Source organism: Fibrobacter sp. UWH1 (genome assembly GCF_002210365.1).
GTDB lineage: Bacteria > Fibrobacterota > Fibrobacteria > Fibrobacterales > Fibrobacteraceae > Fibrobacter.
Genome location: NZ_MWQG01000014.1, coordinates 56,432 through 83,333 on the forward strand (window position 1 = coordinate 56,432; position 26,902 = coordinate 83,333).

Here is a 26,902-nt window from a genome sequence, read left to right on the forward strand (position 1 = left end):
CCACTTAAAAGATAACGTGATAAGGTACGCGTTTGTTCTGCTTACGACCTTTAAGATCTCGCATAAACATTTTATTTGATGAAGGCTTTGAAATGAAACGACGTTTGACAGAAGTCGTCTCGCAATTTTCAGGAACTTTGCCATCTACATAACGCAAAAAATCTTTTCTTAAATATCCATCGTGTAATCGCGTAGAAACAACAACAAATCCACCTTCATCATCAATGACTTCTATTTTTGTGTGTTCGTAGAATTCCCTATCTTCATCCTCATAAGACCACACAGAACATTTTAAGGGATCTTGAGAATCTAAAATTACAATCTCATGCTGTGTTGTGTCCAAATAGCCATCTTCATAAGATTGAACCACAATATCATACAAAGTATCATTGCTTATATACGTGTAAACATTAAGCTCCGAATAGCAAGACCCTTCTTCACAATACTTTTCACTATACTCTTTTTCATAAAGAGTCATTCCCGAAGAAAAATATTTTGCCTCATAAAAAACGATTTCCTTTCCGTCTTCAAATATTTTGAATAAAACCGAAATCGTATCCCCGTTGATACTTTTCTGATAGTAGTATTCTTCTCCAGTTCCGCTTAACTTTGAATCATCATTAAAAATATTGATTTGTTGAGCAACTTCTTTACCAGAATCATTCCTGGTAATCTTGGATATTGCACCATTCTCGTACTCATATTTTGACATTACGAAGTCATCATCGGCCCAATATTGATACGAGCTATCTACATACGCATCGTACACTTGAATGTAACTATGAACACCCATATCAGCGTAGCGATATGCATCAAGACAAGTAGTCGCATAGGCTGCAGCCGCGACGGTAAGAACGAAAATAGCGGTAGAAAAACGATTCATATAAAGATCCTTAGTCGCGGAGGAATCCTGTAAGGGGATCGCTGGCGGCGGCACCACGAACCAGCACACGGCCCATACCGGAGAGGTAAGCGTTGCGGCCAGCTTCGATGGCGGACTTGAAGGCGGCGGCCATGCGAGGCAAGTCACCGGCAGTAGCAAGAGCGGTGTTTGCCATGACAGCAGCGGCACCCATTTCCATAGCTTCACAAGCCTGGGACGGCTTACCGATACCAGCATCTACGATAATGGGAAGTTCAATTTCGTCGATGAGGATCTGGATGAAATCCTTGGCGGAAAGACCGCGGTTGGAACCGATGGGAGCGGCCAAAGGCATCACTGCGGCGGCACCTGCATTCACCAGGTCGCGGGCAACGTTCAAGTCGGCGTGCATGTAAGGCAGCACCACGAAGCCGTCCTTGGCAAGAATTTCAGTAGCCTTGATGGTTTCGTAGTTGTCCGGCAGCAGGTACTTGGAGTCGCGCATGATTTCAATCTTCACGAAATCGCCGCAGCCCAGTTCGCGGGCAAGGCGTGCAATACGGACCGCTTCGTCGGCGTTGCGGGCACCGGAAGTATTGGGCAGAAGGGTTGCACTCTTGGGAATGTAATCCAGGATGTTTTCGTGTTCCTTGGTATTGGCACGGCGGACAGCGCAGGTAATGATTTCTGCACCGGCGTACTGCACCGCAGCCTCAATCAGCTTCAAGGAGTACTTGCCAGAACCGAGAATAAAGCGGGAGTTGAACTCATGACCGCCAAGAACAAGTTTATCGTTTTCCATATATTAGGGCGCGCCAAAGGCGCTTTGAGGTTTGAGGTCGCTGCTTCGCAGCTTCGAGGTGCGAGGGTTACGAAACCAGCTACACTTCAACATTTTTCTTGAAAAATAAAAAAGTGGGACTACTTTGGCTCCATTCCACAGATCAAGCGCACTACGGTTTGCGCCTGGTGGGCAGCACAGGCCATGACGCGGGGAGCCACAAGCCCTACCCCATCATTTACATCACTGACGCCATCGCCGCACAAATAAAACTTCTTGGATACGCGGCGAGTCTGGATGCTGTTGGCATCCCCAAAGCCAGCCATTCCGGAGGCCGCCACCAGAAACTGCGCAGCACTCTTCGAAGTTGGCGAAGAACCTTCCGCAGCATTTGCAGATCGTTCGGCGTTGCTTTCCAGAACACCGTTCACCAACATGGCCTTGCACTCCGCATTGTCAAAGGCCTCGCAAACGATGTCGGCCTTCCCTACCAGTTCCATCAGGTTTTCTTCCGTCACTCGGGCCTGATGAACTTCCAGTTCAATATAGGGTGCAATTTCACGAAGGTTTTCTGCCAAGGCAACAGGCTTAGGCATTCCCACCTGACAAGCCTTGTACTGCTGACGGTGCAAATTGGTCACGTCAACGCAATCAAAATCAATAAGGATAAGTTTGCCTACGCCGGCACGTGCCAAGGAAATAGCCACATTGGAACCAAGACCGCCAAGTCCGCAAACAGCAACCGTTGCCGCCTGCAACTTCTGGACGTTTTCCGCCCCCTGACGTTCCACCAAGGCAGAGAGCATTTCCTCTCGTGAGGGCATGCGCGGTTCCAAACTAGCCCCCTCCCACAAAACTGACAACTTCCAGAGAATCCCCTTCTGCAAGGAGAGTTTCGCCATACTTGGCCTTTGGCACAATATCGCCATTCTTTTCAACAGCGATGCGCTTGCAGTCGAAATTTGTGGTGGAAAGGTATTCGGCAACAGACTTACCGACAAAGGACTTGCCGTCCGTTTCAACATCAATGCCATTGACTTTAATCATCATACCTCCGTTGGCATTATCCAAATCAGGTGCGGTCGAAATCTACGCGGCGCCAACTCGGCTACCAGGCGAAATTTCCTCTCAGCCGGTTTAACCAGCTCCCGTATAGCTTAAAATTAGGAAATCTTAAAATTCTCGGCAACAGGTTACTTCACCTGTCCCATGGAATTCAAGAGGTAGACATTCTGGAAACCATTGCGGTTCAAGCGAACGCTATAAGTATCACCCATGCGGGCAACCGTATAGCGAGCTTCCACCGGCCAAACCTTCGCATGAATAGCAGAACCTCCACACTCGCCATCATCAACAACACATTCGGTGTTGCCAGATTCCGCGTTTTCACTAGAACTGGATTCCGATTCTACCGCCTTCGACTTGAACATGATGTTTCCCACAGCCACTTCGCCAGAAACCTCACTTGCAGTAAGGAAGAAATCCTGCACGCCAGCCAGCTTCTCGTCGCCACCAAGAGCGGAACATTCCACTTCATTCCAGCCACCAGCAGATGCAATTCCTTTGCCCAAGTCACATTCAGAAATTACGGTACCGGACTTGGAGCCTGAGCGAAGAGTCAACTTACCAGAAGAACCCTTCACCTGAACGCGAACTGAATTGCTGGCAATGGAATCAGTAACCACATTTTCGAAGAGGGCATAGCCTCCGTCCTTCATGGCGAGTTCATCTCTATCGTTCAAACGGATGCGGATACCATTATCGAAGCCATTACCGGGAATGGCATCGCGGTTAACGCGGAGGAAGTCGATGCGGTCCAGTTCCGCAAAGTTGGAACCATTGGGCACAGGACTTACATCAATGAAGTTGCCGCCACGCTTAAGTGTGGCAGGAATCAACACTACAGACTTTTCCGAGAATTCTCCCCAGGCACCAGTTGCAGGAAGCTTAACATCCTGAGCCACGCCGTTGACAGAAAGAACCGTTTTGGAGACCTTGAGGTTGACCTGGTCATTGGCAGGGATCACAAGGGTAAGCATCTCGCTTCTGGATGGCTTACGACGACAACGGAAGTGTGGATGATTGGGGCAACTCTCCGCGGTCTTCTATCGGCAACCCCGTTGTAGGTGACGATGGTTTCGGCAACACCATTTACCAAGTGGTTTTCCCCAGCATCAGTTCCAGCAAGTACGCCGCAGGTCTCAAGGGAATCGTCCTGGACGCAGGCGAATACGAACACGACCCTTATGTAGACCTGGTCCTTGAACTCGATAGCAACGGAGCTTACGATTTGAGCAGCTGCACTTCCATTAAGTACGACTACAAGGGAACTGGACACCTCTTTAAAGTTGTCATGAGCAATGACAACAATGGCCTTGTAACCGAATACAACTACCATCAGATTACAAAGGTTGCAAGTTCTTCTTGGACGACAGCAACAATCTCTTGGACTAGCTTGACCCAGGAAAGTGGCTGGGGCACAAAGGCCACTTTGAACAAAGCCAGGGTAGGTCGTTTCGTCTGGGACGTTCGTGACGACACTTACAATTATCTGTACGTAGACAACGTTCGTTGCGTCGGAACCACCATCAACAAGGGACAGGTCGCTAATTCAAGCAACAGCGTTCAGCCTAAGAGTTCCAGCAGCATCGTCAAGCCCGCCAGCAGCAGTACCTTCGGGCCTACTTCCAGCAACAGCACAATACCGACGCCCTTTAGCAGCGCCATCGTCGCCACAAGTTCCGAAAGCACTACTTTCATCGGCAATATCACTGGCAAGCTTGCTGCCAGCTACAACATCACCAAGGCCAATGACTACATGCTTGACGGCACCTATCTGGTCCGCATCAGCGGAAAGAGCGGCATCATGACCACCAAGGTGATCGTGAAATAAGAAGCTCCGACAGAAATATTAAAAGAGGCCCGGTCGTTAACGACCGAGCCCCTTTTATGTTGCGCCGCCTCTCCATAACATAGGCAGGCAGCAAGAACAATCAATGAAGCAAAAGGCGAATTCACATTTTCACTCTTTCACTTTCATAAGTTCTTTCGTGGAAGCAGATTTCCTTCGATTCTTGATCATCTCCAGCTGTTCCCTGTCGCAAAGACCGGATATGTTGATATCGTTTTCACCAGAAAAAATCTGTTTTTGCCTTCCAATATCCAATTCATATGTCCATTTCATTCTCTGAGTTACACCGAAAAGAGCGCGCACATAAAGAGAATCGCTCCCCTTAAAATAAAAATCAATCAAATCATACGGAGCAACCGATAATGAAAAAGAACAAGCATCATTTCTTAAGCAACGAGAACCCGATGTACCAGCAAAAGGATTTATCTGTATTTTACTCATATCAAGACCAATCAAATCCGCTTCAAAAGAAGCAAAAGTCTTTACACTTCGGCCTTCTATCGTAAAGGAGATGTCATCCAGCATCTCATAATACGTCAACACAAATCCGCTATCGCTCCCTACAAAGACACTCGTGTCCTTGTAAAAGCAGAAGTTGGCAAAAACCGGATCAAATTCATCGGAATCAGGCGATTCTACCGCAAAACACAGCGACACAGACAGCGCAACCCATAGAGCTATTTTATAAATCATACCGTTGGTCATGAATCTCCCCCAAGTCTCCCTAGAAATTTCCAAACAACTTAAAAAATATAAAAACCCTGCGAAATTAGTAATCGCAGGATTTTTCAAGCTACTTAAATATCAGACGGACATACATAATTTTCAGCAGGACATCCAATTTTTCCATTTTTTCCCCATATCCGATAGGGCGAATAAGTTTTCAGTTCATTTTTTGAGTTCAAAATAACAGGAGCTTCTTCCGGAATATGCAAATGCAAAGCCAAGAACGCCGTAAGGATACTTGCAAAGAGGGAGAGAACAAGGTGCCAGCCATTAAGGACGATGCAATCGCCTTGATCAAAAGCAAGACAACAAACGCCGGGAAATCAAGACCGAACGCCAGCAAGGCCACCGTATTTCCAAGGCCCAGCCTAAAGAAAGGGACCGTTCGAGGCAGGAACATTTCTGCATACGAAAAAAGAAGAGTCAACGCCCCAAGATAGGCGATATAGTTTCTATCGCGCAACCGCATCAAAGCCCTCCGAATCTTCAACGTCTACGATGATTTTATTGGGAAGGCACACAAGAGGCTTTGCAAAACCTTGACGAATACAGATTTTGTTCGGACAAGGAGATTCTACAATGCGGGCGCGACCATTCTTGACCTGTACGGTGGTTTCACCTAAAGGTCCCGGGATCTTGTAGGATATGACTTTCATCATAACCAAACATAGCAAAAGTTAGCCTAGAACAACTTTTTCAAAACAATAAAAAAGAGCCTGCATTTTTCAGCAGGCCCATTCGCTAAAGAATCATAAGTTAGGGAGTTACAATCTTCAAAGTTTCGCGTCCAACTCGCACAAGATATGTTCCCTTCGGCATGCTCTTCAACGCAATCCGAGAACCGAATCCGCACTGGACGACATTGCCATTCAAGGTAAAGATGGTCCAATGAGAATCTTTTTCCAAGCGGACAATCCCGGCAGACATGTCGTAGTTCATAGAAGGTTTCTCGACCTTCAAACGCAATCCCGTTTTGCAGTTTTCGTCACTGGAATTTTCACAGTTACTGGATTCTTCGCTACCGCTCAGAATGACGCTGGAAGAGGAGTTCGGAACTACGTCAGAAGAAGAACTTTCAGGATCCTTAGGCAATTCAGCAGCATTAAACTGAATCTTCTGATTATCAGTTCCAGTGCGAACCCAGGTGATCAAGGGCATGCCAGGATCCTTGGAAATATTCAGGATGTCGCCAAGATAATCATCATCGTAATCGGCAAACAGGAAGTAGCCCTTCTTTTCAGAAGCATTCTCAATGCGGATTTCGCAGGGCGTAGCGCTGGTGCGAACCGTATCCAGCAAGGTTGCAGACGGGCAATAATACTTCTTGGTACCATAATTCAGCAAAGTGTAGTGACGCTTGGTTTTCCCCTGAGCGATTACCCAAAGTTGATTATCTGCAGTTTCATCAGCAGTCTGCTGAACAACCATATCCCCATCATCCTGTAAAGCCAAGTTGCTATGGCTTACCGTAAGACGATAACCGCCATCCTTTACAAGAGCATTATTTACTTTGTCTACACCAGCGGTACGTACAATCTTCTGAACGTTTCCATCACGATCGTAATACAGATAATCAATGTTCACGGAACGTCGATAAGTCCAGCCGCCTGGAGAATTGGCGCCGTGATGCATAAAGTACCAATGGCCCATATATTTGAAAATGGCCTGGTGGTTAGTTTCGGAATTATCTTCCTTGGCGTTAATCACGCCCTTCTGAGTCCAGGGGCCGTTAATGGTCGGAGCCATGGAATAGTTTGTGGTAGACGGATAACCGGAAGCGTAACTGAAATAGTAGTTTCCGCGAAACTTGTGCATCCAGGGAGCTTCAAAGAAATCCTTGATGCCAATATCTTCGGGCTTGCTTGCCAGCTCGATCATGTTCTCTTTCAATTTTACACGACGGCCAGCACTCCAGGAGCCCCAATAAAGCCAGATGTCGTCCCCATCGTAGAAGATGGCGGGGTCGATATTCAACTTAACATCGTTTTCAGTAAGGTCCGTAATGAGGGCAGAACCGATGGCGTCTTTCCACGGGCCAGACGGATGATCTGCTACGGCCACACCAATGGCAAATCCTTCATCCTGTTTAATGGATGCATGATGAACCGCCACATACCAGTAGAACTTTCCGTTACGATATTCGCAATGGCCTGCGAAGGCACTGGCATCAGCCCACTTGAAAGTCTTGTAACTGAGAACGGCACCGTAATCGTGATAATTTTCCATATCATCGGTGACCATCACATGCCAATCGTTCATCAAGAAGAACTTATTGTTGGCTCCTTCAGGGCCCTGTTCGTCGTGGCCAGCAAAAATAAACAAGCTATCGTTGTAGACAAGTGCCGCAGCGTCTGCAGAATAAAAATCCGTAGTCAAAGGATTAGCAGCCTGTGCAAGGCCAAACCCAAACACAGCGGCCATTGCACAAGCTGCAACCCCCAAATGCTTCCTTATACCCATATCCCAACTTCTTTTTGAAACTACGCCATATCCCTTAATTACTTCACGCGAACAATGAAATTGCCCTTGGGCAGATTTTCAAAGCGGACTTCTGCACCCACCATAGAGCCACGAACATTGCGCACGCCCACAATTTGACCCATGGAATTCAACAGGTAAACGTTATTGATGTTAGAGTCATTCAGGCGAACACTATAGACACCTTCCATGCGGGAAACTGAGAAGCGAGCACCTGCAATTTCGCTTATGCGAATACCCGTACCGCAATCCTCGTCAGATTCGCAACCGGAGTCGCTAGATTCTACAGTTTCATCACTTGAGGAAGAAGCTTCCACGCTTGCAGCCTTAAAGATGATATTGCCAATAACAACTTCTCCGGACTGGCCGCTAGCGGTAAGGTAAAAATCCTGAACCCCAGACAACTTGGACTCGCCACCCAGCGAGGAACACTCAACCTCGCTCCAGCCGTTTTCGGCCTTTACGGTCTTACTCAAGTCGCATTCAGAAATTACCTTACCGTCCTTGGCTCCAGCGTGCAGGGAGAGCTTGCCAGAACCATTCTTAACCTGCATGCGAACCGCGGTACTTGTAATGGAATCCGTCACCACGTTCTCGAAAATGGCATAGCCCCCATCCCTGATAGCTAGCTGATCATTTTCATCAAGACGAATACGGATACCATTATCAAAGCCGTTACCCGGAATCGTATCACGGATCACGCGCAAGAAATCGATGCGGTCCAGTTCAGAGAAGAAATCATTGGGAACGGGGCGAACTTCAATAAAGTTACCACCACGCTTAAGTGTAGCAGGAATCATGACCACAGAATTTTCGGGGAAGGTCCCCCAGGAACCCGTAGGCGGCAATTTCACAATCTGCTCTTTTCCATTGACAGAAACCCCGTGGGTAGCATCACCCGTACCGCCATTGGCATAACGGTAGCGCAGCAAGTATTCACCCGCCTGGGGAATATTCATAGGCAAACGAATTACAGTACCCTCGGTATTGATATAAGCCAAGTATTCACCGTTAGACGCAGTCTTGCTAGAGGTAATCACCAAATCGCCGCTAACACCGCGAGTCAAAGCACCATGTTCCACTTCGGCACTCAAATAACGCCCCAAGAAAGGCTGGCCCATTTCGGCCCAGTTGTCATCCGTGAAAACGACATCGCGAATATGGATGTGATTGTACTTGTCGCCGGCATTATCATAGTAGTGATGGACAAAACGGACGCGGTTAATATCCTGGAACGGTTCGCCACCACCGGGGCCCACATAGCGACCATAACGTTCCAGCAAGATAGTGCCACCGCCAGTCGCCATGTTGTAACCAGCCCTATCCTTGTAAGGACCGGTCACTTTATCTGCGCGGCCATAGGCGGTTTTGTAAGTGGTCTGCTCAATGTTGTTACCCTGCTGGCAGCACTTATCCCATGCAGTAAACAGGAAGAACTGGCCATTATGTTCAATCAGGGCCGGGCCTTCTTCAGCGCCACCACTGGCAGTACTTGTACGACGGGCAATGTTATAGACAGTCATGTCATCGGAAGCCTGGTAGCCAGTCTTGCCATCGATCTTGATCAGCTGAATGCCCAAGCCAAAAGAACCGAAGGCCATCCAGTATTCACCCTGGCTAGTCTTGATAATATCGGAGTCAATGGCGTTATACTTGTCAGTACCTTCCTTGGTGTGGAACACATGACCCTTGTCGGTCCAGCCGTAGCCAGCCGTACCTGGAATCATGGACTTGGAAGCGGTATAACCGATGGCGGAGTTGCGCTTACCAAATTCAGAACCGCAGTAATAAACACGGTATTCGTCATCAAACTTGTAAATATCCGGAGCCCAGACGTCTTCCATGCCGGGGGCGTACTGAGCAAGCCAGGACGGCACAGCCTGCATGGTACGACCGTTATCCTTCCAAGTGTAGGCGTCTTCGGAAGTCCAGAGCTGCAGATGGTTATTGGTACTCATGAGAGCATAGCCATCATCCAGGCGAATCATGCTTGGGTCATGCCCAGGCTGCAAGTTATCCTTGGCATACCAATCGGCAGCCAAAGCAGAACTAAATGCAGCGTTTAACACCAGCATTCCCACCACAGAACCGGTAAAACGTTTCATGACCATACTCCAGACAATAATATTTTCAGTTATAAACCAAATCCCAATTTTATAGGGAATATAAAATTCCATCAATTAAAAGTCAACATTTTTATTAAGAACAGGCCCTAAAGTAAGCTAAAAATACACTTCAAAACTACCCAAACAGAAATCAAACATCAAAATTAGACGTCTACACTTCAACATTTAATGTCCACACTTTTAATCATTCCACATTGGACGTTTCCTCATGTTACACAATCTATACAGAAATTATTTTAAAAAGAAAAGTTTTGTTTACAAAAGGTAAGGAGAAAGTCCATGAACATCTTCCGTTTTGGAATAGCCCTGGCATTGAGTCTAGCCACCACCACAATGGCCGCCACTCCCAACCGCATCGGCCCCGTCACCCAATACGGTCAGCTGCAGGCAGATAAGAATGCCAGTAACCAGGGCCGAATCTATGGATCCTGCAAAGATTACAACAAGCAAAGCGGAAACGCAGTAAAGGTCAGGGGTATGAGCCTTTACTGGAGCCTTCTCAAGGACGCCACCGATAAATATTATACAGAACAGGCTATCGACGCCATGGTCAGCGAAATGAACATTGAAGTCATCCGTTTCGCCATGGGCACCGCCAGCGACTGGGGCAACAAGGGCTACGACTCCGACCCTTACACCCAGGAAAGCCTCCTCAAGACCGTAGTGGAAGCTGCCATCAAGAACGACATCTACGTCATCATCGACTGGCATTCCCATACGGCCCACACCGAAACCCAGCTGGCCAAAAAGTTCTTCAAGAAAATGGCCCAGACCTACGGCGGCTACAACAACGTCATTTTTGAAATCTATAACGAACCCGCCAAGACCTGCCATACCGCCACCGGCGCAGACGATGAATGCGAAAAAAGCAATGAATTCATCACTTGGTCAACGGTCAAGTCCTACGCCGAAGAAGTCATTCCCGTCATCCGCGAATATTCCGACAACTTGATCGTAGTCGGTACGCCCTCCTGGTCCGCAGACCTTAGCGGCGCAGCCCAAAGCCCCCTTACCGGCTACAGCAACATCGCCTACACCTTCCACTATTACGGTTCCACCCACACCGTAAGCAACCAAGGCAATAGCGCTGCAAACGCCATCAAGAGAGGCCTTTCCGTATTCGTAACCGAATGGGGCGTATGCGAAGCCTCCGGCAACGGCTCCATCAATAATGAAGAAAATACCAAATGGCAAAATTGGATGAACACATACGAGTTGTCCGCCGCCAACTGGTCCGCCTCCCAGGTCAACGAAGCCTGCGCCGCATTCACTCAAGACGATCAGGGCAAAGGCTCCCTGATGAACGAAACCTACTACACAACCTCCGGTTCCATGGTAAAGGGCTACCTCTCCAGCAACCCCACCTCCTACAGCGAATGTGAGAGCGGATACGAAGTCCCCGAATACATTCCTGACACCCCCACCATTCCCCAGGACGCCGAAGACGGCAGCGACATCATTGACGATCTGGAAGATGGCGACAACTTCCCCTACACCCCCGGCGAATGGATCGCCTACACCGACAACACCTCTAAGGACGACGACGGAAACAGTCCCAACTCCACCATAGGAAACCCCTCCAAAACGGTCAAGGGACAGATCGCCTACGACATCACGTTCCCTAACCTAAACGAATCCAATTATGTAGCAGGACTCCAGGATATCAAGCTGGTAAAGGGCGACTATATGTACGATCCCTACGTTACCTTGGCACTAAACCTGAATAAGGACGGCGGCTACGACCTAAGCAGTTGCACCGCCATCAAGTACGAATACAAGGGAGCCGCCCACAATTTCAAGGCCGTCATGGCCGGAGACTTTGACGGAAAACTCACAGAATACAATAATCACCATACAAAAGTTAACGCCAGCGGCACCTGGACAACAGCCGTCATCGACTGGGGCGACCTTTACCAGGATGTAGGCTGGGGCAAAGAGGCCGAGCTGGACAAAACCAACATCGGACGATTCTCCTGGGAAGTCAAGGACAAAACCTACAACTACCTATTCGTAGACAACATCCGTTGCAACGGCACAAAAATCGAAAGACCCGCCTCCAGCGCATCTACCGATGACATCAGTTCCAGTTCTGGCGAAATTTTGCTTCCACCCACCAGCGCAAGCTCCGGAGACATCAGTTCAAGCTCTGACGACGTTCCGCTCCCGCCCACCAGCGCATCCTCCGGAGACATCAACTCCAGCTCTGACGACGTTCCGCTCCCGCCCACCAGCGCAAGCTCTGCAAGCCAGCAGACTGAAAGCAGCTCCTCAACGGACGAATGCTCCGACTGCGAAACAACAACCATCGCTAAGGCCCAAGCAGCCCGTGCAGGCTACACCATCAACCGCCAGGACAACACCCTCAGCATCTACAGCCCCAACGGCAGCGCCTTCAAGGTTGAAATGTTTGACATCATGGGCAACACGGTTATGAAAACCCGCGCCACTGGCAGCATCAGCCTCCAGCTGAACAATATGCTTAGCGGTACCTACCTAGTCCGCATCAGCGGCAAGAGCGGGGCGTCCACAATCAAGGTGAACGTAAAGTAAAAAAAGCAAACAAAAAAAAGAACATTAGACAAGAGGCCCGGTCATACGACCGAGCCTTTTTCGCTCTTCCTGCCGAATACACATCTGGCATCCAATAATCATCTCAGCAATCTGCCGATGATTCAATTTGCAGTTATTCACCGAAATATCAGCCGCCCCCAACGTAGGCTCCCCCGCCATCTGCAAACCACAAAAATGATCCGAGGTTTTAGAAGGATTATAACCATTCTTCACAAGACGATTATAATCCTCGGCAGTCCGAACTCCACTGGTAATCGAAATTGACACCTTTTCCCAGAAACAGCATAGGGCTGAAGCAAATCGCGAACCTTCTGCAAATTTTTCGCCAGCAACTGCAGCAAGCTAAGTTGATAATCAGTTACGGAAGACTTGGTAAATTCAGAAAGTTTAAAATTTGGGATAAGATACTTATCGGTCATAAAAACGCTCTTTTTTAAACAACGAAAACCTAGCAAACACAAAATCACGCCAAAAAAATGAGCGAAGACGCCAAACACGTTTGATATTTTACTCAAAAGTATGTACTAAAGTGTGCACACCGCCATCAATCCACTCATGACGCCATTTACCTTTCATTTCGGGTTTTTGATCACAAGCAATGTCAAAATCATTAATCAATTGCGCATGTTCCTCATCAATCCAAACTGTATATTCTGGAGCCAAATCCTTGGGATTAACCCCCTGTAGGTACGGCACGAATGTGGTAATCCACCATTGCTTCTCGGTAGGTTCATAGGAGTGAATCAAACGAGGAAGATTATTTTTACCCGCAAGAGCAAGCTTCATGCGAAAAGTCGGGGTACCACTAATTGATTCATAGTAATCATATTCATCATTTGTAGCAACCATACTCAAGATTTTCTTAAAGGCTGTTTTAGCGGTAAGTTCAGTAAAGGGCAAAGCGGGAAGCATATACTTAGCATGTTCTTTAAAAAACTCGCTAATGCCTTCCATCATTTTATCAGTCAATTCCTTCAAGCTCATCCGTTTAACAAACTCGTAGAAACCCATTTCTGCGCCTGCACCCAAATTAAGGTAATATCCTTTCCAAGTCCAGAAAATATACTTTTTTCCCTGAGAAAGGAATTCAAACTTTTCAAATTCCATGGTTGTAGCATAGTTGAACACTTCATCGTATAAATCGCAATATCCAAATCTCCGTTGTAAACAGTCAACCATGGCATGATAAAAACGCCTTCCGGTATCTTTATCAACAACACTTTCAAAACCAACCGTCTTAAAGAAATCTTGAAATTGGCCATTGGCCGTGATGGATCTCAGTATCGGATCTCCGCCCATTAGTTTATCGTTCCAAGATATATAAATAATGTCAGCATTACTTCTACAGCAATCGGTACTTTGTTTTTTCGCGAGTTCTCCATAGAGAAACACATCTTCTTCATAGCAATTATAATCCTTGTCAATGAACCAAATGTGTCCTACACCATCATCCTTGGGCCCCGAAGCATAAGTGGTAATCTGAGACTGATTTTTTTTCTTTTCAGCAGTAATCAAAGCAATGCGGCCGTTATTTTTAAACAGCATGATATCAGCAAGATTGTAACTCTCAACTCTTACACAACCATTCACAAACAAACCAGAATCATCTTTAGAATAAATACTGAAATTTCTAAATTTTTCTTCTTTAGCGTTTTCATTTGCAAACGCATTTATTTTTTGTTTGTCTAAATCATAACTAAAATCTACTGGGGAATAAACTTTAACGCCATTGTAATTAATTCTTGGATTAAGTGTAGTGCCCTTACAACAGTATCTTGCTATTGCCGTTATATCCTTTTTATAGGTAAAATATTCGTTGGCGATAACGTTGCTATATCCCGCAACAACATCCATCACGAAACGGAATTGATAGCCCGAATTGATACCATCTACATCGCTGATGTTTACCATTTCGGGAATACCGGCCGTAACACTAACTATGTGATTCGTGGTATTCCAACTAGAGTTTCCATCCTTACGATATTGAATTTTTACTTTATAGGCATAACCACCCGTCACTTTTAAAAATAATGCGGAAGCTTCGCCGGCATTAATAGCAGTGGACAATCGTCCCTTAAAATCGGCAACATCAATGAAGGAAGGTGATCTACCCTTAAACACGCTTTTAGGATTGGAAATATTCTTTCTGGTACCATTGTACGTAGCATAATAGTCGCTGTTTTTTTTATAAACAAAAATTTCGGAAGCAACTACCGTCCTCCCCAATCTTATATCCATAACAAATCGTACAGCAGCCCCTTCCTGGATTCCAGAAACATCTTTCAGATAGACTTCTTTGGATATGCCCAAAGACACGTTAGCAAGGTTACCACTTCTTTTCCAGTCACTTTGACCAGGGTTTTTGAAATCAATTTTTGCACGGTAGGCAAATCCACTTGTAACGGTCAAATGAAGACGATAAATGTCGTCCATACTCACTCCAGATTGATAAAATTAAAGAAAATGAGATTTACAATCTTTTACAGAAATCTTTTTCGCATATTATACCAACCAGGAACCATTCCAGAGTCCTCTAAAGCAGAAAAAAGAAATATTTTGTTTAAATCGGTCATTAAAGGTACGTTCCATTTACTAATATCACCATTGAAGTCGGAATGGTAAAACATCATACTCATATCCGCAACTTTAGATACATCCCACTTGCTAATGTCACCATTAAATTTGGAAAATTGAAACATACAACTCATATTCTTGACACTCGAAACATCCCATTTTCCAATTTCGCCATTAAAAATAGATTTTAGAAACATACAGTTCATATTGGCTACATTAGACACGTTCCACTCGAGAATATCGCCATTAAATTTAGAACCGCAGAACATGCCATTCATATCCACAACGTTGGATACATTCCACTTGCTAACATCGCCAATAAATTCAGTTTTTAGAAACATGCAACTCATATCGGAGACTTTAGATACATTCCACTCGCTGATATTGCCATTAAATTTAGAACCGCAGAACATGCCACTCATATTAACCACTTCAGACACATTCCACTTGCTAATATCTCCGCTAAATTTAGAACAATAGAACATATCACTCATATCAACCACTTTAGACACATTCCACTCGCTAATATCTCCGTTAAATTCAGAACAATAGAACATATCACTCATATCCGCAACGTTAGATACATCCCACTTGCTAATGTCACCATTAAATTTGGAAAATTGGAAGAGCCCATTCATATCAGCAACTTTTGATACGTCTATAAAATTAAGATTACACTTTTCCCCATTTCGTTTGACAGTTTCTTCAATAATCCGTTTAAGATGAGTACAATCTTGCGCAACGACAATTTTTTTAGGCATAAGCAATCTCTTTTTTCTCATAGAAACCTATTCTCGAGTTAACGATTATTTCAATTGGCTCCAACTCAACTTGATTAATCTCTTTAATCAAACCAACACTATCAAAGATCCATTTTTTACCCAAATAGATATCCGTTATGGTTATTTTTCCAGAAACACAATCCAATCCGGATTGATCATCCCCATTCTTTATTATGATTTTCAAAAGATTTCCTATTCCCGAATAAGATATCATTGAAAATGATGTATTGCCATCGATTTTTTGAAAAGGAATATCGCCTTCTTCTCCAACAAGAGAAATTTCAGTACCTATCTTTTTATCAGATTGTGGTAAATCAACTCTAAAATAACGCCCACATCGATAAGCCAAAGTAATCATTTCATTAGCTTTAATCACACAATTATTGCCTGCAGCAAATTGCCAGACCTTTCCATTTACCAAATCAGCAATATTAACATTGCCTAATTTCCATTCAGACAATTTTCCTGAGCCATCATGAGAAACAGTAATATACGATGGTTCTTCAACAGAATTCTCATATACTACAATAAATGAATCTTTATCTCCTGATTCAAAATTATCTTTTCGATTGTTTAGCAACTTTTGAGGACAATTGCCATTAATATCTATTTTAACATTAGCGTTTGTCCCAGCCCCAGTTTCATCACTCGTATAAACATCAATCTCAAAACAGGTATAGTCTTTACATTTTTTCAAGAGGAACTCATTTTGAGTTGTTTTTTCCGGAGCAAAAACCCATCGATTATTTGAATTTAAATCAGATATTATGACAATCTCTGGAGTCCAGCCATCAACAGCATTACACAAAAGTTTAACGACAGGATTCCAATCACAGCCACCTTCACCTGCAACTACGAAAGGTTTGTCAAAATGAATTGTAAACGAATCTCGATCCCCAGCTTCAAAGTTATTATGTCTATTATCAAGAACCTTTTTCACGCCGTCTATTGAAATTTCTACAGAACCATCGGTTCCCGAGAAAAGATTTCCATCTGTATATACATCAATTACAAAATGTCTTAATTCTTCATGAGATAATGTAATTTCCTCTTTATTTCTTATCCATGAATTAGCGACAAACATCCATTCTTTCCCTGAAATTGCATCACTTATTACAATTTTATCTAAATACCAATCATCAACTCCTTTATGCCTTACCCTTACTTCATTTATATCATCAACATACAATTCAGTATTAAAAACAAATGAATCAACATCTTTTTTTTCATAATTATTTTTAAAATCATTCATTGCAGTAAATGGTATTATTTCAACACCTTCCTTTCCAAAAACCGCAAACTCAATAACATCGTCAGTCCCTGCATATGATTCTGCACTTGTATAGACATTCATTAAGAAGCACTTCCCTCTCTCACTCCTATCAATTTTTATAGTATCACCTTTAGTAATCTTTTTATAAGGAACCGGAATAAAGGTCCATTCAGTTTTTGAGTAAATATCCGTTATGATAATTTTATCCAAAAGCCAGTCATCGTGGATATCCAAAAGCCAGTCATCGCGGTTATTTTGAGTTATTTCAACATACTCAATATTATCATACGAGAGGTTCTTTTCCTCCAGCGAAGTTGAAACAATAAAGGAATCCTTACTATTTCGTTCAAAATTATTTTCCGAATTATCCAACTTTGTAAAAGGAAGGATCAAAGCACCATCTTTTCCATAAATGGCAATTTTTACATCCCCATCAGTTCCAGCCTTATATTGATTACTTGTATAAACATCAATCTTAAAATTCACTAAAGAATCCTGTTCAAGTAACCTCACTTCTTGATTTTTTTCAATGGCTTGATTAGTAGTAAACACCTTTACATTTTCAGTTTTTTCATCCGTCACAACAATCTTATCAAGTATCCATTTATCACTACCATCTTTTTTCACACCAATTTGTTTAATACTGTCAAAGTCATCAAATATGTACAGAGTAAACAAATCTCGATCACCACGTTCAAAGTTGTTATGCGAATCATCGAGAACTACGAAAGGCAGGATAACTTTATCATTTTCACCATAAAGAGCAATTTCAACCTTATCGTCCGTTCCAGCATAATCGTCATCGCTCGTAAAAACCTCTAACTTCAAACGAGTCCGAGATTCCTGGGTCAAAACCACTTCATTATTTTCAAGCCATTGATTCGACATAAACACCCATTCCTCATTCGTGATCATGTCAGTCACAACAACTTTATTAAGGAGCCAGCGTCCACTACCTTTAAGGCGAACCTTAATTTTCGTTATATCACCAATCGGTTTTTCAGAGGAAACTACAAAAGTATCTTTACCATCATTTTCAAAATTATTTTTCGAATCGCAAAGTTCGTAATCTTCTATTTCACCATTTTGCCCACAAATAGAAATAAACACATCATCATCCGTTCCAGAACCAAATTCCGTTCCGGTATAAACATCAACGATAAATGACTGTTGCGCAACATGCGGATAAAAAGGACCATCATCCTTACCAATTTTTCTATTAGGAACAAACACATTCTCTTTTTTTGTTATCTCATTTTTTATAACAACTTTCTCAAGGAACCAATCATCGTTCCCATCTTTATACACCTTTATGTAATCAATATCATCAATACATACATCTGATGTAATTGTAAAAGTATCCTTATCCTTTTTTTCAAAATTATTTTTTGAATTATTAAGTTGTTGTTTAGGTATCAGCCTATTATTTTTCCCATGAATAGACATATACACATCATCATCAGTTCCGGCATCACTTTTATTACTGGTATAGACATCAACTGTAAACCAGCTTTCCACCGTCATTTTAGGTAGTCTAACACATTCATCATCTCCAATTAAGCAATCGGCAACAAATTCTTTCACTTCATCCGTAAGCATATTTTTTACAACAACTTTATTTAGGAACCAATCGTCACTACCCTCCTTATAAAGTTCTATGTAATCAATTTCATCAACATAAACATCTGATGTAATCGTAAAGGAATCCTTACTACCTTTTTCAAAATTATTCTTCGAGCCATCCAATTTCTGTTTTGGGATTTCATTTCCATTTTTTCCATGGACAGCAACGAAGACATCATCATCCGTACCGCCATTAGATTCATAACCAGTATAAACATCTATAGCAAAGCAACTTTTTAGTTTTGGGTTTGGCAAAGAAACGGATTCATCATTACCCACTTTGCAATTTGCAAAGAAATTCCATTTTTTCCCGGAAATATTATCTGTTACAACCACTTTATCAAGGAACCAATCATCTCGCCCATTCTTTCTTATTTTAACACCAGTCACTACACCAATGCTATTTTCAGAAGAAATCCAAAAAGTATCCTTGCTTCCTTGTTCAAAATTATTCTTCGAATCATTAAGTTCAGTTTCTTTCGTTTCGCCATTTTCGCCCAAAATGGTAATAAACACGTTAGAATCCGTACCACCACACGACTGCTCTCCAGTATAAATATCTACTACAAAATTACAGCCTTCCTCTCGACTTAAGAAAAGATCTTTATCATTCGTCACCCATTGTTTGGCCGTAAAAAACCATGTTTTTTCAGTAATAACATCGGCTACAACAACTTTATCAACAAACCATTTATCAGATCCATCATTTTTCAATTTTATCTTACAAATATCATCAATACTAGACTGACATTCTATTGTAAAAAAGTCTATATCACCAGCTTCAAAATTATCATTCACATTATCAATTAATTTTGCGTCTGTTTCAACAACTTCACCGTCTTTTTTAGTAAATATTGATATATATATATCTGAATTCGTTCCTGCCCAATGCTCAGCACCAGTATAAATCTTTAAAGTAAAATACCGCATCTTTTCAAGCGGATATGCAGACAAATTCATTTCTTCATTCTTATCAATCCAATCTTTGACATGAAATACCCATCCACTTTCCATCAAATTAAGAGGGGCAGACACAATGATATCATCAACATACCATTTATCTCCCCACCATTTACCATTATGTCCAATCGTGATACTTGTAATCTCGAAAACATCTTTATCAGTATAAAATTCAAATATTTCAGAAGAACATCTTTCAAACGAGTTTCCAATATTATCGATTAAAGGATATTCTCCAACTAAAATTTCTTTCACTTTACCATTTTCGTCTTTTATTTTCCCATAAATTTTCAAATGGACATCGGCATCCGTACCAGCACATCGTTCATCACCAGAAATAATTTGTACTACAAAACATTTTTCCGTCATGCCAATTTGCTTTTTTTCTTCAAACGACTTACTCATATCGTTATATTCTTTACAGCAATTGACGCCCTTGTTTCTCATTATATTTTCTAGTAACGTTTTCACCAGTTGGGCTGATACATTCACGTCATTTATACGACTTTTCGTTTCACCATTATTTACACCATCTAGTTCATCAGCTTTTTTTTCGATATCATTTAGGCAACTACATACTTTTAAAAACAAATAATATATGCTTCCTGCACACTCAACACAGAAAGAACTCAAGCCTGGACAATCCTTATAAGTTCGTGCAAGCACAAATGTCCATGAGTATATTTCGTTAAATATTTCACAAACATGATGAAAGCACTCATTTCTCCGCAATCTATTTACTATAGAAGTGCGTCGAAAAATATCCTTAAGTAAAATAATAGTTCTATTAAAAGTTATGATTCGACTAACTAAAGGCTCATTAAAATTATAACACATTAAGGATTCTATTGCATTTTCATATCTATTTTCAACAGAGTCCTTCAAACAATACTGCAAGCCCGATGTAGTTGTTTCACCCAAACTACGAAAAGAAAGATAAATTGAATCAAGAAAGTTTAATATTTCTTCCTTGGGATAATCCATTGCGGTCATATAAACAAACATTTCGGAACAATCTCTCGCCATTGTCGCATTCAATGTCTGCACATAGAAGTCTTCATGCAAAGCATCATCTGTTTGAGGATTATTAAAAATCCACTGACCTACACGACGGACATTCGTTTTCTTTTTTTGACTATCTATATGAGTCAAAAAAACATCAGCATGCTTATGTTTCGCTGCATCCTGTTTTTCATAATTCGCATATAGAATTACAGGCATCGCCTGACGAGACAACGATTCTCTAAATTTATCATAATCCCATTTTTCCTTACCATTTTTGACATTTTCTTTACAATTTTTAAACTTATCGTTTTCAACTTGTATGGGATTACCTGCCAACATTTCTGATTTATCATCTTTACCATCAAGAGATATATCAACAGAATCACTTGATGATTTTTTTTTCTGACCATCGATAGACAAATCAAAATCAGATGAGCGTCGTATCGCAAACGGATCCAAGCAGCGTTTTACATGAGACAAAGCAAAACTATCTTGAATCATATGCGAAACACAACCTAGCGCAACTGATCCTGCATCAAATTTATCACCCCCAAAAAAATATTTAATTGATTTCGAACCATATGCACTATCAAGCAAATCTCGCATCATGATTCGGAACAATTCATCATCAACTATATTTACATATTCATCAATGGTCAAATCCTGAATATGTTTTTTTACTTGAGAAACTTCAATATTGTTAAAAACATCTATACAAAATTCAGTCCATCGCCTAATTTTCCTATAGTTAAGCGATTTACATCCTCCACTACAATCCATTGAATGCAAGAATTGCATTCTTTTAAGATGACTTGAGTAAACAAAAGCATCTTTTTCAAATAAGTCTCCAGAAAGTTCTGCAAAAAAAAACTTCATGGCAAAATTTATATTAGAATAATGCCACCGATCATTCCATTGAGCCCCTTGTACAAATGATTCGCAATTAATTTTATGTACAATTTCTCCGTTCTTTTTTGTAAAACAATTTCGTCCGCCATTACCCGTATTTTCAAAACTTAATTTGATATTTAGCGCTTTGGATCTTTCGTCAATATGCTGATTACAATTTTTTTCAAGCTCAATCAAAGCATCTCTTGCATACGTTTCATGAATGCCTTCTTCTATAGCAGCAGTTTGAACATCAAAAACTTCATCAGAAAAATCTTTATCAGCCTTTATCGACAATGTTTTTTCTAATAGTTCATTCAGTTCTTCATCATTTTTCACATTTTCTATAGCAGCTTTCACATCTTTTTTTATATCATCAGCCTTTCCAGCCTTTTCAGGATCTTCCGTCAACAATGCTTCCGATAAAATTCCATCAACCATCCACCATTGAACAGAAAGATTATCATAATCAAAAGATGGCGAATCTTCAAGAGCATCAGAAAAATCAATTAAAGAAATTACCTTTCTCCACATATCCCCACAAGAAAAGGAAAATGCAATTTCATCAGCATTTTTTTCTAAAGAGTCTCTATTTAATTGAATAAAATCAGCAATTTCATCCTTTGAAAGCATTTTAGACAACACAGACTGTTGAATAAGATGAGCTATCTCATGTAAAAGGATAAAAATGAATACGTTTTTCGGTAATAGATTTTCTTGTTGCATTGAAACCAATTTCTTTGATAATACAATAGTATTGTTGAATGCACCGGACAATGCATTGACTGGCAAATCTTCGCGAACCAAGACTTTCAACCGACCACAATTCAACTTACACAAAACATTTAAAATCCATTCCTTCATACAAATCCTTTTTTACTGTTCTAAGATTAAAACGAAGAACCTGTTTTCATCAGTTTGAAATTTTGCAGAGAGATTTCATGGGAAAATTTATCCCACACATCACCTTTAACAGACAATTGATCAAGTAGTTTAAACATACTTTCATCCAATTTTTCCCCAAGTTTATCAAGATTATTACCTAAACTATCCTGAACCTTGACCAGCCCATTTTCGGAAAGGTATTGAGTCACTGTACCAAGCGCATTTAACGCTTCTTCAAATTTTGAAGACATCAACTCCTTTATAGTCAATGTTTCAACATCTTTGTAGTAGTCTGGATCATTTATAATTTCTTTAGCAATTTTTTCTAAAGCGAATTTTCTGTATTCATAAGCGCGGATTAGAAAAACTTTTGAATTACAGTTTTCATTATTTTTGTCATACTCTTTCAATTTTTTTTCTAAAAACGTATTCCACAATTCGCATCGATCTTTTTCATCGCCATCGGTAAAACAAATTTTACCAGCATTTTCTACAAAATCTGGGATATCTACATTCGATGAAATTTCATACTCTCTCTTTTCATATAAAGCTTTCATGATATAATACATTTGAGCAAAAGCTTTCCTGAATCGATCTGGGTTATCAACTGTAATAGACGAATTTGAATAATCTGGAATATAAGTGTACTTTTTCCCAGGAATATCAGGGAAACTTCCGGAGGTTCCATGTCCCGTCCATATAGCCGAAAAGCAGCGAAAAGGAGTATCTTTACCAGTATATTCAAACCATTTTGAATTTAACCACGCAATTTTTCCAAGTCCAATTTCCCCCCAATTGGGTTCAAATGAAGTTCGATTGCCACCCTCTACAATCGCACCACGATTTACATGCATGTTACATGAGCCACAAAAATCTTGATGCGACCATGTATCAGCAATTACATGCATAAAAATTCCAATCGAAAACAAAACTTCATCACTAAAACCGAATTCTGGTGTAGAATTGGATTTAACAAAATCAAGTACAAATTGAAAAATTTGATTTGCCAACTTTGAAGAAGGTTTGCAAACCAATTTCAAATCCTTCTTGTATTTCTTTTCGGCAAAATCCGTATCATACCCCTCTATTTTCACCGTTTTCAATTCAGGAGATCTATCTTTTAATTTCAACTCATTGTCAGTTATATTTGCCGGCAGAAAATGAAAAACAGACCAAACAGATTCAATCTGCTTCGACATTTGCAACAAAGAGTCTTGTCGAGTCCATTCTTTTTGAAATAAATAAAAAATGAAGTCATGTACGGTAACCACATTGTAGTATAGTTCAGTATATTCCTTTTTTAGAGTTTCATTTTTTTTTGATTTATCTTTATTTTTTTCCAATTCAACAGCATTATCTCTAAGCTTTCTAACGACATCATGATCCATTTCATCCACAGATTGAGCAGCCCAGGCGATTTTTTCAGCTTCTTCATGGTTAAATCCAGCTTTCGTAGCCATATAATAAGTTCCATAATAGTGGCAATCCTTCTGCATATCGAAGACCTCCTATTTTCAGGAATTCATCAAACGTTCAATTTCACTTTCGTCAAACTGGGCGTAATGCCCCTGACCAATTGACCTAAAATAATCTACACGACCTTTTAATGCCCGCAATAATTCTTCTTTATTATGATCAAGTTTAAAGTGATTTATCGCTTTATCAATAAATGTTCGAGCAGCCAACCTATTCTGCACATCTTTATAATAAGAGAACAAAAGCAGTTCTATTTTTCCACACAACGTTTTATTACTATTTTTACGAAGTTCGTTCTTTAGTTCAGATTCAGCCACTTTTCCCTTATTCATTACAAACAAGCAGCTAGCCTGAGTCAGCTTCAAATTCCCACGGTCATCATTATCGGACTGCATTGATTTCAACATAGCAGCCTTACTGATATTCGCCAAAGCTTGATCATAGTCATTTTGCATCATGTATATATTCGCAATGTTCAACATGGTATGGCCGCAAAGTTTTTCAAGTTTCAGCTGTTCTTGGGCTTTCAAAATTTCTTTATACACGGCAAGAGCATCATCATAATTTTGATTACTTAAAAAAAGTGCAGCTTTTTTATCCATATCGTGTAGTATGTCAACGATATTCTTTAACTGTTTAGACAGCATTGCTAATGCCCTCCATTTTTTCAATTTCCTTATTTACAATTTCCGCTCTTTTTACATTTAAGAACGGCAGAACATTCTTTAATAGGGACAATGAGTCTGCAAAATGTCCATCCTTTTCTTGTCTTAGTCCTTGCCTCAAAACCTCCATAGAAAGTTTCTTCAAAGCATTCGTAACAAAGACCAGATCATTCTTTGTTTTGATTAAATTTCTCGCCTCATAAGCCTTTTGCAAAGCGTTACAATAATCCTGAGGAACTAAAAAAGACTGGACATCATCAAAGGTTACGTTAATCTGTCCCTTATCATTGATTACAATGTATTCTAACAACTTAAAAGCCATATCATGAAGGTTATTAGATGCTTTTTCCCTGACATTATCTGTCACACTTTTTTCTACAGCATCAGTAGCAAAAAGCAAAGCTTTTCTACATTCTTTTCTAAAGTACGTTATCTTGGAAAAATTTATAAGCTGTTCTGCTGCGGTATCGCCGCACTGGTAATACTCCAAAACAGTTATAGCTTCATTGAAAATGGCTTCAGCCTGTTCAAACGATTTCGATTCATCCAAGGCAAATGAAATAGCCATATTTATTTTTTCTGTCAATTGTTTGACAATTTGCTCTATCTGCTCATCAAACCCTATAGTAGCCATTAAAACAACCTTTTTTTTTGATTAAAACTATTTTTCATATTATCACAAGAAAAAAATCTTTTTACATCACGGGATATCAACATCCTTGTTTTTTTTTCATTAGCATTACCCCTTAGGCCTCTAAATGAAGAAGTAATACTTACCGAAGAAAAAGATTCTCTTTTAGAATTAATTGAATCGGAACTTTTCACCTTAAGTTCAACAGCGACAGAAAAATTATTGTCAAATCTTTTTTTATTCTTTAATTCAAGAGGTTCTTTCGTTTTATTTTTTTTATCAGATTTCGTATCAATGGAAGCTTGATTAACAGAAACAGAAATTCGTTGCGCCTCCATTTCAAAATTATTTTTTGAAACTTTTACGGATTCTGATCTAATAAACACACTATTTTTTTCAGTTTCATTTTCGGATAATTTCGATTCTTTAACAGAAATTATAGAGTCACGACGCAATTCCGTTTCCAGCAGACTATTTTTTGAAACCTTTGCAGAATCCAATTTAATTGATGAATCAATTTCATCCTTTCTACATTCGGATAAACTTGATTCTTTAATCGCAATTTTAGATTCACAACGCAATTCCATTTCCAGCAAACTATTTTTTGAAACCTTCGCAGAATCCAATTTGATTGATGAATCATATTTTCCCGTTCTACGTTCAGATAAGTTTGATTTCAACAAATCTTTTTTTGAAACACTTACAAAACCAGAATTGATTGATGCATTATTTTCTTTTAAACAAGATTCAGCTAATCTCAATTTATCCTTTGCGACAATGGTTTCACAAAGGACTCTTGCATCAAGCATACTTTTTTTTGAAACTTTAATGATTTCGACATCCTCAGAAACCATTCTTTTTTTCATGACCGGAGATACTTCTGATTCTTTATGGAATTCTTCGGTATTATCGGAAGATTCATTCACAAAAGAATCTCTTATTTTCGCATTAGCCCTTTCTGCATCAAAGATCACACTTTCTTGAGACAGAGATTCAGCAAATCGATTTTCCCGTTGACAAATCCGTTCAATTTTACCTAGAGATTCTGGCCCGATATTTTCTTGTAAAGAAAAATCATTAAATTTTGAACCAAAAAGAGACCCTTGATTCCACAAGGAATCACAAAAAAGCCCAGAAAAAAAAACTTCGCGACCAGCTATTTTTTTTTCTTCCTGATTTACAGAAGAAAAAATGGTCCGTTCAGCACTATCAATAGAATTACGTAATGTATTTGTTTCAAAACCTTCTCTAATTAAGGAATTTTTCTTCTCTTTAAACGCTCCTAAAGAGGTACGTAATTCTTCTATGGCAAATGAATCAAGTTCTCTAGCAAACGAATCATCCCCATCATCAATTTTTAGAACATTTTCTTTTTCTATGGACGATTCACTATTAACATTTTTATTTTCATCAGGAGATACAGCAATATTATCTAAAGTACTACAATCGCTGGGAATTTCCGATTCCGCAATTTCAGATATTAACGACGCATTGTCGTCTGAATCAGCATATTCTTCAGAAAACAGCAGCCCTTCAATATCATCAAACAACAGGCTGTCTAAATATTCTTCTGTATTTTCATCCATGTGCTGTAATAATCAAAATCTTAATTTGAGAAATGAGCACCCTTAATATTCTAATCAAGGCCGCTCATTCCAATGACAATTTCTGTCCAAAAAAGAAAT

19 protein-coding genes and 1 riboswitch are annotated in these 26,902 nt (G+C 40.8%); of the genes, 2 read left to right on the forward strand and 17 right to left on the reverse strand.

Annotated elements, in window-relative coordinates:
• Positions 1-4 precede the first annotated feature (4 nt).
• The 5 genes from B7992_RS08230 to B7992_RS08250 form a co-directional block, all read right to left on the reverse strand.
• Positions 5-883 (reverse strand): hypothetical protein, encoded by an 879-nt coding sequence (locus tag B7992_RS08230; protein ID WP_073159281.1) that lies wholly within the window; start codon positions 881-883, stop codon positions 5-7.
• Positions 884-893: 10 nt separating this feature from the next.
• Positions 894-1,664 carry a thiazole synthase gene (locus B7992_RS08235; RefSeq protein ID WP_088666013.1) on the reverse strand — a complete coding sequence of 257 codons (771 nt, stop codon included), beginning with the start codon at positions 1,662-1,664 and terminating at the stop codon, positions 894-896.
• Positions 1,665-1,783: 119 nt separating this feature from the next.
• Positions 1,784-2,479: a thiamine biosynthesis protein ThiF gene (gene thiF, locus B7992_RS08240; protein ID WP_088666014.1), complete on the reverse strand. Its 696-nt coding sequence runs from the start codon at positions 2,477-2,479 to the stop codon at positions 1,784-1,786.
• 1 nt (position 2,480) lies between these two features.
• On the reverse strand, positions 2,481-2,690 hold the full coding sequence (thiS, locus tag B7992_RS08245; protein WP_176421891.1) for a sulfur carrier protein ThiS: 210 nt from the start codon (positions 2,688-2,690) through the stop codon (positions 2,481-2,483).
• Positions 2,674-2,805, reverse strand: a riboswitch (TPP riboswitch). (Overlaps the previous gene by 17 nt.)
• A gap of 31 nt (positions 2,806-2,836) precedes the next feature.
• Positions 2,837-3,682 carry a hypothetical protein gene (locus B7992_RS08250; protein WP_088666016.1) on the reverse strand — a complete coding sequence of 282 codons (846 nt, stop codon included), beginning with the start codon at positions 3,680-3,682 and terminating at the stop codon, positions 2,837-2,839.
• An 11-nt stretch (positions 3,683-3,693) separates the two neighbouring features.
• Between B7992_RS08250 and B7992_RS08255 the strand changes: the two genes are divergently transcribed.
• Positions 3,694-4,536: a T9SS type A sorting domain-containing protein gene (locus B7992_RS08255; RefSeq protein ID WP_088666017.1), complete on the forward strand. Its 843-nt coding sequence runs from the start codon at positions 3,694-3,696 to the stop codon at positions 4,534-4,536.
• 129 nt (positions 4,537-4,665) lie between these two features.
• Here the strand turns inward: B7992_RS08255 and B7992_RS08260 are convergent, their stop codons facing one another.
• The 5 genes from B7992_RS08260 to B7992_RS08285 all read right to left on the reverse strand — a co-directional run bounded on the left by B7992_RS08260 (position 4,666) and on the right by B7992_RS08285 (position 9,863).
• A complete protein-coding gene (locus B7992_RS08260; RefSeq protein WP_088666018.1) occupies positions 4,666-5,259 on the reverse strand; it encodes a hypothetical protein in 594 nt (197 codons plus the stop codon).
• 196 nt (positions 5,260-5,455) lie between these two features.
• On the reverse strand, positions 5,456-5,749 hold the full coding sequence (locus tag B7992_RS17395; protein ID WP_088666020.1) for a Gx transporter family protein: 294 nt from the start codon (positions 5,747-5,749) through the stop codon (positions 5,456-5,458).
• Entirely contained in the window at positions 5,733-5,939 is a 207-nt protein-coding gene (locus B7992_RS08275) for a NusG domain II-containing protein (protein ID WP_088666021.1), read from the reverse strand. The genes B7992_RS17395 and B7992_RS08275 overlap by 17 nt, the downstream gene beginning before the upstream one ends.
• A gap of 97 nt (positions 5,940-6,036) precedes the next feature.
• On the reverse strand, positions 6,037-7,701 hold the full coding sequence (locus B7992_RS08280) for a family 43 glycosylhydrolase (RefSeq protein ID WP_088666022.1): 1,665 nt from the start codon (positions 7,699-7,701) through the stop codon (positions 6,037-6,039).
• Positions 7,702-7,778: 77 nt separating this feature from the next.
• On the reverse strand, positions 7,779-9,863 hold the full coding sequence (locus B7992_RS08285) for a family 43 glycosylhydrolase (RefSeq protein ID WP_254917657.1): 2,085 nt from the start codon (positions 9,861-9,863) through the stop codon (positions 7,779-7,781).
• 300 nt (positions 9,864-10,163) lie between these two features.
• Between B7992_RS08285 and B7992_RS08290 the strand changes: the two genes are divergently transcribed.
• Positions 10,164-12,434, forward strand: a complete 2,271-nt coding sequence (locus B7992_RS08290; protein WP_088666023.1) for a cellulase family glycosylhydrolase — start codon at positions 10,164-10,166, stop codon at positions 12,432-12,434.
• Between the two features lie 528 nt (positions 12,435-12,962).
• Here the strand turns inward: B7992_RS08290 and B7992_RS08300 are convergent.
• From B7992_RS08300 to B7992_RS08330, 7 genes are read right to left on the reverse strand one after another with little or no spacing between them, the layout of a single operon-like run.
• Positions 12,963-14,888 carry a DUF4474 domain-containing protein gene (locus B7992_RS08300; RefSeq protein ID WP_088666025.1) on the reverse strand — a complete coding sequence of 642 codons (1,926 nt, stop codon included), beginning with the start codon at positions 14,886-14,888 and terminating at the stop codon, positions 12,963-12,965.
• Between the two features lie 47 nt (positions 14,889-14,935).
• Positions 14,936-15,790, reverse strand: a complete 855-nt coding sequence (locus B7992_RS08305) for a BspA family leucine-rich repeat surface protein (RefSeq protein ID WP_073284275.1) — start codon at positions 15,788-15,790, stop codon at positions 14,936-14,938.
• Positions 15,783-22,424: a PLAT/LH2 domain-containing protein gene (locus B7992_RS08310; protein ID WP_088666026.1), complete on the reverse strand. Its 6,642-nt coding sequence runs from the start codon at positions 22,422-22,424 to the stop codon at positions 15,783-15,785. Before B7992_RS08310 ends, B7992_RS08305 begins: the two co-directional genes overlap by 8 nt.
• Before the next feature lie 26 nt (positions 22,425-22,450).
• On the reverse strand, positions 22,451-23,941 hold the full coding sequence (locus tag B7992_RS08315; protein ID WP_141100414.1) for a DUF6765 family protein: 1,491 nt from the start codon (positions 23,939-23,941) through the stop codon (positions 22,451-22,453).
• Positions 23,942-23,959: 18 nt separating this feature from the next.
• The gene (locus B7992_RS08320; protein ID WP_088666028.1) at positions 23,960-24,568 is read right to left on the reverse strand and encodes a hypothetical protein; all 609 of its coding nucleotides are present in this window, start codon (positions 24,566-24,568) and stop codon (positions 23,960-23,962) included.
• A complete protein-coding gene (locus tag B7992_RS08325; RefSeq protein WP_088666029.1) occupies positions 24,558-25,220 on the reverse strand; it encodes a hypothetical protein in 663 nt (220 codons plus the stop codon). The genes B7992_RS08320 and B7992_RS08325 overlap by 11 nt, the downstream gene beginning before the upstream one ends.
• Positions 25,220-26,803 (reverse strand): hypothetical protein, encoded by a 1,584-nt coding sequence (locus B7992_RS08330; protein WP_088666030.1) that lies wholly within the window; start codon positions 26,801-26,803, stop codon positions 25,220-25,222. The genes B7992_RS08325 and B7992_RS08330 overlap by 1 nt, the downstream gene beginning before the upstream one ends.
• Between the last annotated feature and the right edge of the window lie 99 nt (positions 26,804-26,902).

What these genes read in the sequence shown, in the direction of transcription:
- B7992_RS08315 (WP_141100414.1), bottom strand. Translation starts at nt 23,941, where the DNA reads ATGCAGAAGGATTGCCACTATTATGGAACTTATTATATGGCTACGAAA.
- B7992_RS08285 (WP_254917657.1), bottom strand. Translation starts at nt 9,863, where the DNA reads ATGAAACGTTTTACCGGTTCTGTGGTGGGAATGCTGGTGTTAAACGCT.
- B7992_RS08230 (WP_073159281.1), bottom strand. Translation starts at nt 883, where the DNA reads ATGAATCGTTTTTCTACCGCTATTTTCGTTCTTACCGTCGCGGCTGCA.
- B7992_RS08300 (WP_088666025.1), bottom strand. Translation starts at nt 14,888, where the DNA reads ATGGACGACATTTATCGTCTTCATTTGACCGTTACAAGTGGATTTGCC.
- B7992_RS08325 (WP_088666029.1), bottom strand. Translation starts at nt 25,220, where the DNA reads ATGGCTACTATAGGGTTTGATGAGCAGATAGAGCAAATTGTCAAACAA.
- B7992_RS08320 (WP_088666028.1), bottom strand. Translation starts at nt 24,568, where the DNA reads ATGCTGTCTAAACAGTTAAAGAATATCGTTGACATACTACACGATATG.
- B7992_RS08255 (WP_088666017.1), top strand. Translation starts at nt 3,694, where the DNA reads ATGGCTTACGACGACAACGGAAGTGTGGATGATTGGGGCAACTCTCCG.
- B7992_RS08280 (WP_088666022.1), bottom strand. Translation starts at nt 7,701, where the DNA reads ATGGCCGCTGTGTTTGGGTTTGGCCTTGCACAGGCTGCTAATCCTTTG.
- B7992_RS08330 (WP_088666030.1), bottom strand. Translation starts at nt 26,803, where the DNA reads ATGGATGAAAATACAGAAGAATATTTAGACAGCCTGTTGTTTGATGAT.
- B7992_RS08275 (WP_088666021.1), bottom strand. Translation starts at nt 5,939, where the DNA reads ATGATGAAAGTCATATCCTACAAGATCCCGGGACCTTTAGGTGAAACC.
- B7992_RS08250 (WP_088666016.1), bottom strand. Translation starts at nt 3,682, where the DNA reads ATGCTTACCCTTGTGATCCCTGCCAATGACCAGGTCAACCTCAAGGTC.
- thiS (WP_176421891.1), bottom strand. Translation starts at nt 2,690, where the DNA reads ATGATTAAAGTCAATGGCATTGATGTTGAAACGGACGGCAAGTCCTTT.
- B7992_RS08310 (WP_088666026.1), bottom strand. Translation starts at nt 22,424, where the DNA reads ATGAAGGAATGGATTTTAAATGTTTTGTGTAAGTTGAATTGTGGTCGG.
- B7992_RS17395 (WP_088666020.1), bottom strand. Translation starts at nt 5,749, where the DNA reads ATGCGGTTGCGCGATAGAAACTATATCGCCTATCTTGGGGCGTTGACT.
- B7992_RS08290 (WP_088666023.1), top strand. Translation starts at nt 10,164, where the DNA reads ATGAACATCTTCCGTTTTGGAATAGCCCTGGCATTGAGTCTAGCCACC.
- B7992_RS08260 (WP_088666018.1), bottom strand. Translation starts at nt 5,259, where the DNA reads ATGACCAACGGTATGATTTATAAAATAGCTCTATGGGTTGCGCTGTCT.
- B7992_RS08235 (WP_088666013.1), bottom strand. Translation starts at nt 1,664, where the DNA reads ATGGAAAACGATAAACTTGTTCTTGGCGGTCATGAGTTCAACTCCCGC.
- B7992_RS08305 (WP_073284275.1), bottom strand. Translation starts at nt 15,790, where the DNA reads ATGCCTAAAAAAATTGTCGTTGCGCAAGATTGTACTCATCTTAAACGG.